This is a genomic window from Clostridium zhoujianii, assembly GCF_051590805.1.
Taxonomy (GTDB): Bacteria; Bacillota; Clostridia; order Clostridiales; family Clostridiaceae; genus Clostridium.
The window spans coordinates 1-16,528 of record NZ_JBPUTF010000002.1 but is presented as its reverse complement, the minus strand read 5'-3'; the positions used below and the strand labels follow the sequence as shown (position 1 = coordinate 16,528).

At 29.5% G+C, this 16,528-nt stretch carries 13 protein-coding genes; 8 read left to right on the top strand and 5 right to left on the bottom strand.

Features of this window, described 5'->3' with window-relative positions:
• The first annotated feature begins 12 nt into the window (after positions 1-12).
• The 5 genes from ACSYT2_RS13760 to ACSYT2_RS13740 all read left to right on the top strand — a co-directional run bounded on the left by ACSYT2_RS13760 (position 13) and on the right by ACSYT2_RS13740 (position 5,173).
• Positions 13-693: a sugar phosphate nucleotidyltransferase gene (locus tag ACSYT2_RS13760; RefSeq protein ID WP_430856715.1), complete on the top strand. Its 681-nt coding sequence runs from the start codon at positions 13-15 to the stop codon at positions 691-693.
• Positions 694-701: 8 nt separating this feature from the next.
• Entirely contained in the window at positions 702-1,724 is a 1,023-nt protein-coding gene (locus ACSYT2_RS13755; RefSeq protein ID WP_430856714.1) for an extracellular solute-binding protein, read from the top strand.
• Positions 1,725-2,675, top strand: a complete 951-nt coding sequence (locus ACSYT2_RS13750) for an ABC transporter ATP-binding protein (protein WP_430856713.1) — start codon at positions 1,725-1,727, stop codon at positions 2,673-2,675.
• A gap of 13 nt (positions 2,676-2,688) precedes the next feature.
• The gene (locus ACSYT2_RS13745; protein WP_438385033.1) at positions 2,689-4,332 is read left to right on the top strand and encodes a putative 2-aminoethylphosphonate ABC transporter permease subunit; all 1,644 of its coding nucleotides are present in this window, start codon (positions 2,689-2,691) and stop codon (positions 4,330-4,332) included.
• Positions 4,333-4,456: 124 nt separating this feature from the next.
• Positions 4,457-5,173, top strand: a complete 717-nt coding sequence (locus tag ACSYT2_RS13740) for an MJ1433 family protein (RefSeq protein WP_438385032.1) — start codon at positions 4,457-4,459, stop codon at positions 5,171-5,173.
• On the opposite strand, the gene ACSYT2_RS13735 is transcribed toward ACSYT2_RS13740, so the two are convergent.
• The 3 genes from ACSYT2_RS13735 to ACSYT2_RS13725 all read right to left on the bottom strand — a co-directional run bounded on the left by ACSYT2_RS13735 (position 5,174) and on the right by ACSYT2_RS13725 (position 7,800).
• Positions 5,174-6,016: a patatin-like phospholipase family protein gene (locus ACSYT2_RS13735; protein WP_438385031.1), complete on the bottom strand. Its 843-nt coding sequence runs from the start codon at positions 6,014-6,016 to the stop codon at positions 5,174-5,176.
• 177 nt (positions 6,017-6,193) lie between these two features.
• Positions 6,194-6,832, bottom strand: coding sequence for a carbohydrate-binding family 9-like protein (locus ACSYT2_RS13730; RefSeq protein WP_430856709.1), 639 nt, complete (start codon positions 6,830-6,832; stop codon positions 6,194-6,196).
• A 131-nt stretch (positions 6,833-6,963) separates the two neighbouring features.
• A complete protein-coding gene (locus tag ACSYT2_RS13725) occupies positions 6,964-7,800 on the bottom strand; it encodes a hypothetical protein (protein ID WP_438385030.1) in 837 nt (278 codons plus the stop codon).
• Positions 7,801-8,182: 382 nt separating this feature from the next.
• Here ACSYT2_RS13725 and adhE point away from each other — a divergent pair, with 382 nt between their 5' ends.
• Positions 8,183-10,810, top strand: a complete 2,628-nt coding sequence (gene adhE, locus ACSYT2_RS13720; RefSeq protein ID WP_430856707.1) for a bifunctional acetaldehyde-CoA/alcohol dehydrogenase — start codon at positions 8,183-8,185, stop codon at positions 10,808-10,810.
• A 71-nt stretch (positions 10,811-10,881) separates the two neighbouring features.
• Here the strand turns inward: adhE and ACSYT2_RS13715 are convergent, their stop codons facing one another.
• Positions 10,882-12,222, bottom strand: coding sequence for an aminotransferase-like domain-containing protein (locus tag ACSYT2_RS13715; protein WP_430856706.1), 1,341 nt, complete (start codon positions 12,220-12,222; stop codon positions 10,882-10,884).
• 156 nt (positions 12,223-12,378) lie between these two features.
• On the opposite strand from ACSYT2_RS13715, the gene ACSYT2_RS13710 reads away from it, so the two are divergent.
• Complete coding sequence (locus tag ACSYT2_RS13710; protein ID WP_438385029.1) at positions 12,379-14,232, top strand: sensor histidine kinase; 1,854 nt, start codon at positions 12,379-12,381, stop codon at positions 14,230-14,232.
• Positions 14,210-14,779, top strand: coding sequence for a response regulator (locus ACSYT2_RS13705; protein ID WP_430856704.1), 570 nt, complete (start codon positions 14,210-14,212; stop codon positions 14,777-14,779). Before ACSYT2_RS13710 ends, ACSYT2_RS13705 begins: the two co-directional genes overlap by 23 nt.
• 151 nt (positions 14,780-14,930) lie before the next feature.
• Here the strand turns inward: ACSYT2_RS13705 and ACSYT2_RS13700 are convergent, their stop codons facing one another.
• A complete protein-coding gene (locus ACSYT2_RS13700) occupies positions 14,931-15,896 on the bottom strand; it encodes a DUF1002 domain-containing protein (RefSeq protein WP_438385028.1) in 966 nt (321 codons plus the stop codon).
• Between the last annotated feature and the right edge of the window lie 632 nt (positions 15,897-16,528).

Genomic DNA, 16,528 nt, shown 5'->3' with positions numbered 1-16,528 from the left:
AGAGTGTAAAGAATGAGAGCAATTATTTTAGCAGCAGGTATGGGAACTAGGTTAAGACCGTTAACATTAACTACGCCAAAATCACTAGTGGAAGTTAATGGACAACCATTGTTAGAAAGACAAGTAGAGTTCTTAAAAGAAAAAGGGATAGACGAAATCATAGTTGTTACAGGATATCTAAATGATAAGTTTAAATATCTTGAAGAAAAATACGGTGTAAAGCTAGTATATAATGATAAATATTCAGAGTATAACAATATTTATACTATGCATCTAGTTAAGGAATATTTGGCTGATTCATATGTAATCGATGCAGATAATTATATATGTAAAAACTTTATTGATAATGAAATTAATAGATCTACATACTTTACTGCATATAGAGAGAATTTTAAGAATGAGTGGAAGATTGATTTTAATGATAATAAAAGAGTTGAAGAGGTAACGGTATGTAATGGGAATGGGTATATTTTATCCGGTGTTTCATACTGGTGTAAAAGTGATGCAGAAATTATAGTAAAGGAATTAGAAAGGACAATAGAGAATGGTGATTTCAAGGAATTATTCTGGGATGATATAGTACAAAGGAATATAAATAAGCTTAACTTATATGTTAGCTTGCTAGAAAGTTCTGATATATATGAGATTGATTCTTTAGAAGATTTAGAAGAAGTTAAGAGAAGGGTAGAGTAAAGTATATTATGAAAAAAGGTATTTATGGAGTAATAATTATTTCGTTATTAGCTTTATTCGTTACGACGGTGTTTATATCGAATAGCGATAATACAGTTACTATATATACAGCACATTATGAAGATCAAATTGAAGAGTATCTTACTGACTTTAATAAAAAATATCCAGATATTAAGGTTAATATTGTAAGAGATGGTAGCGGAGTTGTTGCAGCCAAACTATTAATGGAAAAGGATAATCCAAGAGCAGATATAGTTTGGGGTTTACCAGGAAGTAATGCATTAATATTAGATAGATTTAATGCATTTGCACCTTATGATTCACCAATGAGAAGCAATATAGAGCCAAGATTTTATGATCAAGTTAATTCTGTACCAACGTGGGTAGGGACAAGTGCATGGATGACTGTATTAACTGTAAATACAAAAGAATTAGAGGCTAGAGGATTACCAATGCCAAAGTCATATCAGGATTTATTAAATCCTATCTATAAGGGACAGATAGTTATGCCAAATCCATCATCATCAGGAACAGGATATTTAGTTGTAAATACATTAGTACAATTATATGGAGAAGAAAAGGCTTGGGAATATATGGATAATATAGACAAAAATATCAAAGAGTATTCTCACTCAGGAAGTGGTCCAACAAGAATGGTTGAAAGAGGAGAAGCTTTAATTGGTATAGGAATGGATTTTACATCCTTTAAATCAGAAAAGGATAATTCATATATAAAGACTATAATACCAGAGGAAGGCTGTGGATGGGATGTTGAAATAGTAGCATTAGCCAATAAGCCTAAGGTTAAAGAGGCAGCAAAGATTTTTTATGACTGGGCAATTTCAGAAGAAGCTTTAAGAATGCATGGGAAAAATAGAAGTTTAATTTCTATTAAAGATTTCAAATATGACTTAAATCCTGATGCACCAGCAGGTATGGATGAGAAAATGATTGATAATGATCTTAACTGGGCGTCTGAAAACCAAAATAGATTGACAAAAGAATGGGAAAAGAGATATGGGGTTGAATAAATGAGTTATTTAAGTTTAAGGAATATTAAAAAGAATTTTGGAAAAGTAGAAGTACTAAGAGATATTAATATAGAAATAGAAAAAGGGGAATTTATATGTTTCCTAGGACCAAGTGGGTGCGGAAAGACAACTTTATTGAGAATTGTAGCAGGACTTGAAAAGTTAGACGATGGAAATGTCTATTTAGAAGGAAAGGATATTTCAAAACTATCTCCTTCTGAAAGAAATATAGGGATAGTATTTCAAAACTATGCTCTATTTCCTAATTTATCTGTATTTGATAATATTGCTTTTGGATTAGTTAATGAAAAAGCAAGCAAAAGCAGTATAGAAGAAAAAGTTATGGAAATGTTGAAACTTATTAATCTAGAAGAAATTAAAGATAAATATCCATCACAAATATCAGGGGGGCAACAACAGAGGGTAGCTTTAGCAAGATCTCTTATTCTAAATCCAGATATACTCTTGTTAGATGAACCATTATCTGCGCTAGATGCTAAGGTTAGGGAGAGTTTAAGAACTGAAATAAAAAGAATACAAAGAAAGCTGAACATAACAACTATAATGGTTACTCATGACCAAGAAGAAGCACTAACCATGGCGGATAATATAATTCTTTTTAATAATGGGTTCATAGAACAGCAGGGAAAACCAGAGGAGATTTATTACGAACCTAATACTGAATTTGTAGCTGATTTTATTGGAAAGATAAATTTTGTTAATGATACTAATGGAGAAATTTCCTTTATAAGACCAGAATGTATGGAATTCAGTGAAGATCCAATGGAAGACTCAATTGAGGTAACTATCAAACATATTGAGTTTAGAGGAAATATATATAGAGTATTAGTAGAAGATATGGATAATAACGAACTTTGCCTTGATATATCATGGAAAGATAAAAATAACATGAATATTGTAGTCGGTAAAAAGTTATATGTAAGAATATAGTGAGGAATGGAATATGAATAGTAATAAATCTAAAACTTTAATAAGGATTTTAATATTAACTTTCCTAACTATATTTCTAGCGATGCCAATAGTAGCATTATTTTTAAAGGCATTTCAAAATATGGATGGGGAATTTGTAGGGTTTAAAAACTTTATAGACTATATACCTACAAGAGGATTTAGAGTAGCTTTAGGGCATAGTATAGTTGTTTCTATAACAGCAATGATAATTACAATAGTAATTGCTTTTACGTATGCTTATGCTATAAATAGGAGCAGATTAAAATTTAAATCATTATTTCATTGGATAGCAATACTACCATTGTTTGCACCTACAATGACTCACGGAATAGCACTTATATATCTATTTGGAGGTAAGGGGATAGTAACTAGCTTATTATCATTAAATTGGGATATATATGGAAAATGGGGGATTATCATTTCAGAAGTATTATATATATTTCCTGTTATCTATCTTATGATGCTACTTGGATTGAAGAATGCAGATAATAGACTTTATGAGGTAGCTGATGTTTTAAGAACAAGTAAAGTGAGACAATTTTTCAAAATAACACTACCTTCAATGAAGTTTAGTATAATAACAGCTTGTTTTTCAGCATTTACTATGGCTTTTACTGATTTTGGTGCACCTAAGATAGTTGGTGGAAACTACTCAGTATTGGCAACAGAAGTTTATAAGAAAATGCTTGGACAGCAGGATCTAGAAGCAGGTGCAGTTGTAGGAATACTTTTAATAATTCCAGCAATTTTAGCATTCATTGTAGATTTTAATGTTAGCAAAAAAAATAAAACAAGCATTGATTCTAAGGCTACTGAATATTTCATAAAGGAAGATAAAAAGAGAGATATAATTTTAGGAGCTTTTACAACTATAATAGCAACTATAATAGTATCTATATTTATAGTGATACTTATGTCAGCTTTTATAAGTAATTGGCCTTATGACTTAAGCTTTACATTTAAATGGTTTAAATTCTCAATACTTGGAATGAGTGTTTTTAAGATTTTTGCTAATAGTATATTTGTAGCTTTATTAACAGCAATATTGGGTACAGCACTATGCTTTATTGCGTCCTACATTAGCGTAAGATCGGGAGAGGATTCGAAAATAAATAAAGTAATATATTTTTTAGGGGTGTTACCCAATGCAATACCAGGATTAACAATTGGTATATCATTTATATTTTTCTTTAATTATTCAGGAAATCCGCTCAAGGTAATATATGGGACATTTGTTATATTAGTATTTGCTAATATAATCCATTTTTTCTCTAATCCATTTTTAACTATTTCTAATGAAATGAAGAAAATAGATAAGGAATATGAAAATGTAGCAGAAACTATGAAGGTTTCTTGGAAAACTCTAGTTGAGAAAGTTATATTACCGATAAGTTTACCAGCAGTAATTGAAAGTTTTTCCTATTACTTTGTTAATTCAATGATTACTGTATCGGCAGTGGTATTTTTATATTTCCCTACTACAACTTTAGCAACTATATCCATGATAAATAAAGTTGATGTTGGAGATACAGCAGCAGCTTCTGCGATAGCAGTATTAATAATTATAACAAATATTATTTTTAGAATAGTAATAGATAAGATAAATAGAAAAATAGGATGTAATATGAAAAAGTAAGGGAGAGCTTAATATAAAATAAAGTAAGTAAATTTTAAGGCAGCTAATATGGCTGTCTTTTTGTTTTAGTATATCTTTCTTTTGGTAATACTAATTCTTGTTAGCATTACAAGGAGGTAGTAAGATGAAAAAGGATAGATATACATTTAGATTAGTATCCATGTTACTAGTAGCATCGTTTATACTATATGTAATAAATTATTTGTTATTTAGAGATTTACACCATATAGTTATGTTTTTCACAGAAGATTTAGCCTTTATTCCAATAGAAGTATTGGTAACAGTATTAATTATTGAGAAAGAGCTTGAAAGAAGAGAAAAGATCCACAAGTTACAGAAGATAAATCTAGCTATAGAAATATTCTTTGAAGAGGTAGGTAATGAATTATTAGAAAAGATAGCTTCAAAGGATAAAGAGTCAGGTAGATTATCACGCTTATTACCTAAATTAGGTGAGAGTATGGATAATAAAGCTAAAGAAATTGAAAAGGCTATGGAGAATTATAATTGTACTTTGCATATAGATAAGGCGGATATACTTGAAGTATATGGCTTGTTGAAGGATAATAAAGAGAGTTTTCTAAGGTTTATAGAAAATCCATATTTAAGTGAGCATGATATATTTACAGATTTATTACAATCTGCAATTCACTTACATAGTGAGATAAAAATCAGATCTAGAAATGGGGAACTTTCAAAGGAAGACATAAACCATTTAAGGATTGATATACTAAGGTTGTATAAATATCTATCTAAAGAATGGGTAGTTTATATGAAATACATTGAAAAAGAATACCCATTCTTATATACATTTGCTTTAGAACATATGCCATTTGCATAATTAATCAAAAAGCTTTTTAATTTCTTCTATTTTTTCAATACCCATTTTATATCCATTATTATAACCTGCTCTAATTTTATCAAGATCTTTTTCAAAGCTTTCAACAGCTTGGTCTAGAGTAGGTCTTATAATTATAGCTTTACCCTGAGATTCTAATTCTTCACAAAATTTAACAGTTTTATTATAATGATTATGTCTAGTTAATAGTGGATCTTTTAAGTTAGGATATTTTCTTTTAAGTAATTTAGAGACAATAACATTACCCTTGCTTAGCTCTTTAGTATATTCCTTTGGTCTTGTTAGGATTATTAAGTGTTTTTCATTACCATCTTCAATGGATTTTCTTATTGGAATAGGATCGCAAATACCACCATCATAATAGTAGTTATTATTAATCTTGATAGCAGGAAAAAACATAGGAATAGCACATGTAGCTCTAAGCATCAAACATTTATCATCCAAATCTTTTACATCTAAATATTCACTCTTGCCCGTGATGGCATTAGTTACACCAACTAAAGCTTTTCCGTCATATTTCTTGAAAGTATCCATATCAAAAGGATTTAGCTTATTTGGTATTTCATCAAATACAAAATCTAATCCAAAGATACTTCTACATTTAAAAAAATTTCCAAAACCAAGATATCTTTTATCATGGCGATAATTTTCTAATACTTCTAAATTTCGTTTCTTCTGCTTCGAAAGGTAGGAAACACCATTAGTTATTCCTGCAGAAACTCCTATACAATATGGAAACATAATATCATTATCTAATAGGGCATCCATTACACCTGCACTGAAAATAGGTCTAAAGGTACCACCTTCTAAAATTAAACCTGGCATATATCCTCCTATAAATTAAATTCAATACTAGAAATTATATACTTAAATTGGTATAAGTACAATAATTAGTACCATATTCATGATAAATAAGCAGGTTATAGTATATATAATTGCATAAGTATGTTAATAAATAAAAAGAATATGGCTATAAGCCATATCCTTTTTATCTTTAATAATTTATTCAAAAATAATTTCTTTGAAAAATTCTGGCATATGAAAGGCTGGAACTGGATTATCTATATTAGCCCAAGTACCAAAGTGAGGAATAAGTGTTTCATCCCCACATTTTGAGAAATTAGCTTTCAATATTTTACCGGATTTTACTTCAAAGTCTTTAAAGAAATCTTTGATAAACACAAATGGAATTTTATATTCTATAGTCCAAGGTTTGAAATTATCGAAGTCTCTATAGTTATCATCTGTAACATCTGCTTTGATTTCAAAGTAGTTAGGGTTAATATAATTCATATAATGTCTTTCAGGTGGTCTATTATCAAGTTGAAGAAGTAAGGTACCTCTTGCAGTAATTTCAAAATTAAAGTATCGATCATCAGTCTCTGGTTCAGGAAGGAAGAAGAATTCTACACAACTATCAAACCAAGAAGGTCCATTAAATTCTTTAGTTTCAATTCTAACTTGTTTTTCACAGGATTTGAACTTTACTAATATCTCATCTTGTGTATAACATAATTTTACCTCTGTCTCAGGCTTGTACCCAGTTTCATCCCAAGGATAATTTTCGATTCTAATTGGCTCTATATCATCCCAAAAATTCTTATTTAAGTTGGTATCACTAATTTTCTTTATAACATACATAATTTTTACACCTCATTTATGATATTTCTAAAATTTTGAAATCATTTCAATTATATCATAATATATGAAAATGATAATACCATATATGTAAATGTTTTAAGTGACATAATTCGGTTGATTTTATAGTATAATTATAATGAAAGAGTATGGAGAATATCTTCAAAAATAAAAGTATCTGCTATAGAAAGTAATAACATTTCAGTATAGTAAGGATAATTCGCCATCTTACTTCCTGCCCAAAGTCTTTTTGATATTTCTTTTAAAATTTCATTCATTAGGTAATAACAATATTTTTCATTAATAAATAAGTTTTTATCATTGTTATAGATAAATCTTTTATCATAATTGTTGTCTTCATAAGAAGACTTATAGATATTCATATTTTTAAGTCTTATCAAAGTAGGCATATCAAATGCACTAAGTTTAGAATTCCTACCTTGAGGTATAATAAAGAAATTTTTACTAGCCTCTGTTTTTAAGAGAATCCAATTAAGGGCATAGGCTACTCTAGAATCATATATTATAAATTCAGAAGGCGATATAAAATGTAATGCTTTAGTTGTACTAGAGATTTTATCGAAACTAATAGAACAATCTTCTTTATAAGAATCTTGACTTTTATGAATTCTCTCATATAACCCCTCTGATTTAATTCCTCTAATTCCGCCCCAACCTTTAATAATCCATATATAATATGATGTCAAAACTTCTTTATTTTTAGTTTTACTTATTTTATTATGTATAAAATTTTTCATTAAAGAATTTCTATCAAAATAATTCTGAGTTTTAAGAAGTTTGTTATATTCTGTTTTAGTAAATAAGTTCAACTTTAAGCCAGTCTTTAATTCTTCATCTGTTGGAGTTTCCCATGTATATAGCTCATGGAGTTTGTCTTTAAAAGGGAATAAATACTCAGCAATCTTATCTATATTAAATGAGTAGGATTTATTTTTTATTTCAATATTCATGTTACCTCCTAATATAATCTTTTTGATTATTGTAACATTTATATAGGAAATTATATATTTTTAAAGTATGGAAGGTAAGTTAAATAAAGCTTTTACATTAAAAAATAAGAAAGATAAATAATTTTATAACATACAGGTAATAATACAATAAGAATTACTTCATTATAAAAACTTATGTAAATGTTATAATAGATAGGATATACTGTAAAATACCAAAAAAGTTACAAAATATACACAAATTTAGGAGGATAATTTAAATAAATTAAATTTATTTAGAAAAAAGATTGACAAAAAATAAACGATGTTATAAAATAAACTTGTACCAAGAATGGTAAATTTAATCACTATTGATTTAATATATATATTTTAGGAGGAAGAAAGAATGAAAGTTACAAATGCACAAGAATTAACAACAAGAATTCAACAATTAAGAGAAGCACAAAAGGTATTTGCAACATATACTCAAGAACAAGTAGATGAGATTTTCAGACAAGCAGCAATGGCAGCTAACAACGCAAGAATTAAACTTGCTAAGCTTGCGGTAGAAGAAAGTGGAATGGGAATAGTAGAAGATAAAGTTATAAAGAATCACTTTGCAGCAGAATATATATATAATCAATACAAGGACATGAAAACTTGTGGTGTTATCGAAAAAGATAATACATTTGGTATAACTAAAGTAGCGGAACCAATTGGAGTTATAGCTGCTATAGTTCCAACTACAAATCCAACATCAACAGCAATATTTAAGACATTAATAGCATTAAAAACAAGAAATGCAATAATTATAAGTCCACATCCAAGAGCTAAAAAGGCTACGATTGAGGCTGCTAAGATAGTTTTAGATGCAGCAGTTAAAGCTGGAGCTCCAGAAGGAATCATAGCTTGGATAGATCAACCATCAGTTGAATTATCACAAAATGTCATGAGAGAATCAGATATAATACTAGCTACAGGTGGTCCTGCAATGGTTAAGTCAGCGTACTCATCAGGAAGACCAGCTTTAGGAGTTGGAGCAGGAAATACTCCAGCAATAATTGATGAAACAGCTCATATAAAGATGGCTGTAAACTCAATTTTACTTTCAAAAACTTTCGATAACGGTGTTATCTGTGCATCAGAGCAAAGTATCTTAGTTTTAGATGAAGTATATGATGAAGTTAAGAGAGAATTAGACGCTAGAGGAGCATATATCCTTAAAGGCGAAGAAATAGATAAGGTAAGAAAAATTATACTAAATGAAAAGGGCGGTTTAAATGCTGACATGGTTGGTCAATCTGCTTATAAGATTGCTAAGATGGCAGGAGTTACTGTTCCAGAATCAGCTAAGGTTTTAGTTGGAGAAGTTGAATCAGTTGAATTAGAAGAGCCATTCTCACATGAGAAGTTATCACCAGTACTTGCAATGTATAGAGTTAAATCCTTCGATGAAGCACTAACAAAGGCCTGCAGATTAATAGAATTAGGTGGTATGGGTCATACTTCAATACTTTACACAGACCAAATAAAATCAGCTGATAGAATAGCAGCCTTTGGAGCAGCTATGAAGACAGCAAGAACATTAATAAATATGCCAGCATCTCAAGGGGCTATTGGAGATATATATAATTTCAGATTAGCGCCATCATTAACACTTGGTTGTGGATCATGGGGTGGAAACTCAGTTTCAGAAAACGTTGGTCCTAAGCATTTAATTAACATTAAGAGTGTTGCTGAGAGGAGAGAAAATATGCTTTGGTTTAGAGTTCCAGAAAAGACTTACTTTAAATATGGTTGCTTACCAATAGCTCTTCAAGAGTTACAAGATATGGGTAAGAAAAAAGTATTCATAGTTACAGATAGAGTATTAGCCGAAATTGGATACACAGATAAAATTACAAGTGTTTTAGAAGATTTAAAAATAGATTTTAGAATTTTCTCAGATGTTGAACCAGATCCAACATTAAAGTCAGCTAAAGCTGGGGCAGCAGCAATGCTTTCTTATAAGCCAGATGTAGTGCTTGCATTAGGTGGAGGTTCACCAATGGATGCAGCTAAAATTATGTGGGTTATGTATGAACATCCAGAAGTTGCTTTTGAAGATTTAGCAATGAGATTTATGGATATAAGAAAGAGAGTTTATAAGTTCCCAACTATGGGTGAAAAAGCTATGATGGTAGCTATACCAACATCAGCAGGTACAGGTTCAGAAGTAACTCCATTTGCAGTTATTACTGATGAACAAACTGGTGTTAAATATCCATTAGCCGACTATGAGTTAACTCCAGACATGGCCATAGTTGATGCAGAATTAATGATGAGTATGCCTAAGGGATTAACTTCTTGTTCAGGTATTGACGTATTAGTTCATGCTATTGAGGCTTATGTTTCAGTATTAGCATCTGAATATACAAATGGTTTAGCATTAGAAGCTATTAGATTAGTATTTAAATATTTACCACAAGCTTACAACGAAGGTACTACAAATGTTAAAGCAAGAGAAAAGATGGCGCATGCTTCATCAATAGCAGGTATAGCATTCGCAAATGCTTTCTTAGGAATTTGTCACTCAATGGCTCATAAGCTAGGTGCATTCCATCACTTACCACATGGTATGGCTAACTCATTATTATTAAATGAAGTTATTAGATTCAATGCAACTGATGCCCCAACTAAACAAGCAGCATTTGCACAATATAAATATCCAAATGCAGCATGGAGATATGCAAGAATAGCAGATTACCTACAATTAGGTGGAAATACTGAAGCTGAAAAAGTAGAATTATTAATAAAGGCTATTGAAGATCTACAAGCTAAGGTTGGAATGCCTAAGACTATAAAGGAAGCTGGAGTAAGTGAAGAGAAATTCTACGCTACAATGGATGAAATGGTTGAGCAAGCATTTGATGATCAATGTACAGGTGCTAATCCAAGATATCCATTAATGAGTGAACTTAAGCAAATATACATTAATTGCTACGAAGGAAAGAAAGAAGTAGCTAAGGATGTTAAAAAATCTAAGAAAAAATAAGCTTACTAATGATTCTCATAAAGAATCCTAAACAATATAAAATAAGCTGATGGAATAATCCATCGGCTTATTTACATATAAGAACCTTTCAGATTAAGAATAGTTTCTTTTATTATTTCCATACCTTTTTGAATATCATCTTTATCTACACTAGCAATACTCAGTCTAATACCTTTCTTATAAAATGACTTATCATAGAAACATCGCTCTCCTGGACCAACAATTACTTTTTTATTTTCTAATTCTTTTATTAAGATATTTTCATTAACATCCTCTGGGAGTTGTATATAGCTGTAAAAACCAGTATGTTCATCAGTTACTTTAGCCCCAGTTTCTTCAAGAGATTTCAAACCATTTAGTAATGATTTATATTTTTCTTTTAAGTCATTAGTAATCACTTCACTATGCTTATTTAAAATTTTACTTCTTATGTATATCTCAAGAGTAGCTTGAGAAAGAAGTGAAGCAGAAAAATAGGAGTTAAAGTTATTTTTATATATAGTATCATTGAATAAATCTATTAGACAATTTGGCAACACAACAATTCCAACCCTCATCCAAGGCATTATTTTAGAATAACTTTTTAAGTAAATAACATGCTGGTAATCAGAATAAGAGAAAATAGGGTCATACTTATAATTAGTATCTACATCCGAAAAATAATCATCTTCAACTATATAAACATCATATTTACTAGCAAGACGGGCAATAGATTTTCTTTGAGACTTATTCAATGTAGTACCTAGTGGATTATGATGTCTTGGAATAGTATAAAAAAATTTAATATCACCTTCTTTAAATAATTTTTCGAGTTTGACTAAATCAATTCCATTATAATCTCTCTCGATTCCTATTACAGGAACATCCAGAAGTTTTAGGTTTTCAATAAAATAGCCATAACTAGGTTGTTCTAATAAAATAGTTTTCTTGCTATTTGGGAAGGGGGTCTTGATAAGAAGATTTAAAGCTTGAATAATTCCCATATTGATATAAATATTATTTGTATTAGTAAATACCTGAAAGTTAGCAAGGTACTTTATTAGAGCATATTTTAAAGAATCAACTCCGTTTACTCCACTATCTATAGAGTTATGTCGGTATAAATCTCCAGCCCAATTTAAAATATGCTTTAAGTCAGGGGTATTCATATCACCAATAATTGTATTACCGCTATAAAAATTTATAGTATCAGACTTATATTCTGAGGATTTATTAATATTTTCAACTATATAATATCCACTTTTAGGAGTAGAATAAATTATATGATTATTTTTCAATGTATCATAAGCTTTAATAATAGTATTCTTGGAACAATTATACTTATTGCTCAGCTCTCGAACAGAAGGGATTTTTTTACCAGGTACATAAAGCCCATTTGTTATTCCTTTTTCTATATCTTCAACTATTCTCATATATAAATTTTTTATAATAACCACATCCTTTAAAGAATTACAGAAATATAGCTTCAGAATATCATAATTAAATAGATGATTCTAGGGAAATTAAGGTAACATTTTTAAATTATATATATTATAATTTAGAGAATAGATATAAGAATGAGGTATAAAATGTTTAAGACTTTAAGAAGTAAAATGATGATAGTATGTATTATATTGATAATGTGGATTGCAGGAGTGGGTATGACTTCAATTTATTCTATTTCTATGATAAATAAAGAAATAGAAAGTTTGATGGTAAATAATTATAAGAGTATAGATACAATTTATAATATGATGAATGCAATACAAAAGCAAAATCAGTTAATTAGGACATACATAGATGAATATAAAGAGGAAAATATCACTTCTTTTAATAAGAAAAAACAGGAGTTTATGGAGTCATATGAAATTGAAAAAGGCAATATTACTGAAAAAGAAGAATATGAAACTGTAAATGAAATTGGAGAATTATATGAAGAATATAATAAACAATTCATAACGTTACATGAAATGCTCAATTCAACAGATATTCTGGCAGTAAAAAACTTTTATAATAGAGAGATAATGAGTAGTTATAACTTAATAGTAGATAAGCTAAATTACATTAAGGATATTAATGAAATAGCTATGAATGATAGTAGGGATGAAACTATAGACAATGCCACAAGAGCAAAGTATATTATTATAGTTATTTCTCTTCTGGCAGTAGTAAGTGGATACTTAATAACTTCATACTTAGTAAATAAGTTGCTAAAACCACTAAAAATTTTAAATAGTTCAATAATTGAAGTGAGAGAGGGGAATATGGGGGTGCAAATTCCAGTAAGTTCTAAGGATGAATTGGGAGAGCTAACTATAGAGTTTAATAGAATGAATGAAAGGCTTCATCAGTTTGAAAGGAATACTTTAGGCGAGCTAGTTAGAGAAAAAAATAAGTCACTAGCAATAGTTAAAAGTATACAAGAGCCGATTATAGTAATAGATAAGAATTATAAAGTAATACTAGTAAATCCAAAGTGTGAAAGTTTCTTTAGAATAGATGAAAGAGAATCAGTTAACAAGCATTTTTCAGAAATTATAAAAGAGGAAAATATATTTGAGGCTATATGTGAGATTAACAATAAAAATATTAAAGATAAGATTTTAAGAGTGGCTAGGAATGAAGAGGAGTATTATTTTAAGTTGTCAGTTAATGATATAACAGACGAATTAGCAAGGATATATGGATATATTGTAGTTCTACAAGATATAACCAAGCTAAAGGAACTTGAAATAATGAAAGAAGATTTCTTAGCAACAATTTCACATGAGTTTAAAACATCTCTTACATCCATAATGATTGGGACAAGTCTACTTGAAACTAAAAAGCTTGGAGATCTTAGCGAGAAACAGAGAAAGGTTTTAGAAACAATCAAGGATGATGGAGGTAGGCTAAATAAGTTAATATCAGATCTTATAACATTAAGAAAAATAGAGTCTAATAAGGAACTATATACATTTGTTGAGGGTAATATTGAGGAAATAATAAAAACTTCAATAACTACAGTCAAAAGTTTAGCGGACTATAAAGATATAATTTTGGAATATGATATAGGATGTAACATACCTAATATAATTTGTGATAAGGATAAGCTTGTGTGGGTAGTAAATAATCTAATTTCTAATGCAATTAAAAACTGTAATAGTGGAGATGTTATTGCAGTAAGGAGTTTTAGGCGAGAGGGAAGGATATTTGTTAGTATTGCTGATACAGGTTGTGGTATGCCAAAAGAATTGACAAAGAGTATATTTGATAAATATGTTCAGATAAAGAGTGGAGATTCTGTGCCTCAGGGGTTTGGACTAGGTCTTTCTATTGCTAAAGAAATTATAGAAGGGCATAAAGGAGAAATATGGTGTGATAGTGATATTGGAAAGGGAAGTATATTTACATTTGTTTTACCATTAGGAGGAGAGAAGAATGAAAAAGGCATTAGTTGTTGATGATACAAAAAATATAAGAAGACTTCTTACTACTTGTTTAGAATTAAATGACTATGAAGTTGATAGCTGTGGATCTGGGTATGAAGCATTAAATGAATTAGATAATAAGGAATATGACTTGATATTTTTAGATGTAAAGATGCCAGGAATGAGTGGAACTGAACTATTAAAGCAGATTAGGGCTAAGGGGATAGAAGCAAAAGTTATTATGATAACAGCATTTGCAACAGTTAAGAATGCAATAGAATGTACTAAACTTGGAGTTGTAGAGTATTTACATAAACCATTTACTATGGACAAGATCACAAATGTTTTATCTAAGATTGAAGAAAGTAATTACGATAGTGAATTAGATACGATAATGCAAGGGGCTAGAAAACTTATAGAGAACGAAAAATATGAAGAGGGAATAATGTTTTTAAAAAAAGCAATAGCTAAAGAACCATCAAGGTCAGAAATATATAGTTTATTAGCTCAGTGTTATTATGGTAAAGGAGAAGAGGATATTGGGGATAAGTTTAATGAATGTAGTAAGGTATTTTCATAGAGGGGATAATAACACCTATGGGATTGAGAATGTTGGAGATGATCTAGTATGAACTTTAAGGAATTAAGAGCTATTAAAAAAGATTTTAATATAGATAAGAGTTTTAATGAGAGAAGGGATACTTTTTCAACAAAGTATCCCTTCAAATATATTAGTTTGTTAATTTATCAGTATTTTTCGTATCAGTTGTAGTATCTTCTTCAATGGCATCTGCTGATGTATCTTCATTAGATGAAGAGAACAAATTAGTTATTGAATCCCATACTTTAGAGAAAAAGTCACCTATTTTAGAGAAGAAGCCTTTAGCTTCATCAGAGTTAAGCTTGTCTTTTAATTGATTAGTAACATCATTTAATTGATCTTTTAAATTATTATAGTTAAGATCTAAATCATTTATCTTTGACATTACACCTTTAATGTTATCCTTATCTTCTTGAGATAATTCAGAGTCATATTTTTTTGATGCCTTATCAACAATTTTTTCAATTTGCTTGTCTGTTTTAGGTTTTTCTTTAATAATCTCTTTTTTTACATCATTGATTAAGTTGGTAGCATCATCCTGACCAATTTTATCACCTAGGTCTCCAGTTACTACTAATTCTTCATTTGCAGCTTCTTTTTTATCTTCATCTATTTTTTGACCTGCACTACTATTTTCAAAACCTTTTAATATTCCTGTTAGGGCAGCTGTGCCTGATACCTTAAATGGAGCGGAAGCCTTAACGTTAGCATTTTCTATACCAGCTGTGATTAAAGCATTTTTTATCATACCATCAGTAACCCAAGTCAGGTTATTTGTAGTTATATTTAGTCCACCCTTGGTTGTTGGCTCTACGTAGGAGGAAGAAATAGATTTATTTCCAAGTTGAGAAGCATTAGCAACCTTACCAAGGTACTTGTATTCTTCTTCAGAAGTTATTTCTAATATATTAGCATCATTTTTTGTTACTCCAAAATATTTTAACATCTCATTCTTTTGTGGATCTGTTAGATTAGCACCTAAAGTAACAACTTTAAATGAATCAGCAGAGGCTGATATGCTTGGCATAGATGATAAAAATAGACTTAAGGATAAAGCTCCTATAAGTATTTTAGAAATAAGTGATTTTACTTTCATATTTTCAAGTCTCCTTTATCTATTAGTATATATTTGAGTTAGATTATAGCACATAACTATTAAGAGATTTATTTAGAAAATCTTAATATTATGTGATTTTATTAGAAAGAAATTATGATTATATGATTTTTAACTAAGTTAACCATAAATCTCAATATAAACTATACCTAGCGTATCTATATGTAGATTATAGAGGAAATTGAAGAATATATCAGAATAATAGAAATAAATATACATGGCTCCATAATATATATGAATTTATAAGAAGGGATATGTTAAGATAAATCTCGTCGCTAAGGTAGCTCAGCAGATGAGAAAAGAAACTTAAGCAAGCAACTTAAAAAAGTTGTTGACAAGATTCTAGCTTGGTGATAAGATAAGGAAGTCGCTTAAGTGACAATCCAAATTTCAATTTGGTAATTGGAACTTACTTACTTGATAAGAGCGGCTAACAAAAGAAAAAATAAAATTGAATAAGCTAATAAGCTTAGAACGATTTTAGTGGTCTTTGAAAATTGAACAGATATATAAGTTAAAAACCAGCAATTCTTTTTATGAGTAAGTTTTTGAGATTGAGATTAAACTTTTTATTGAGAGTTTGATCCTGGCTCAGGACGAACGCTGGCGGCGTG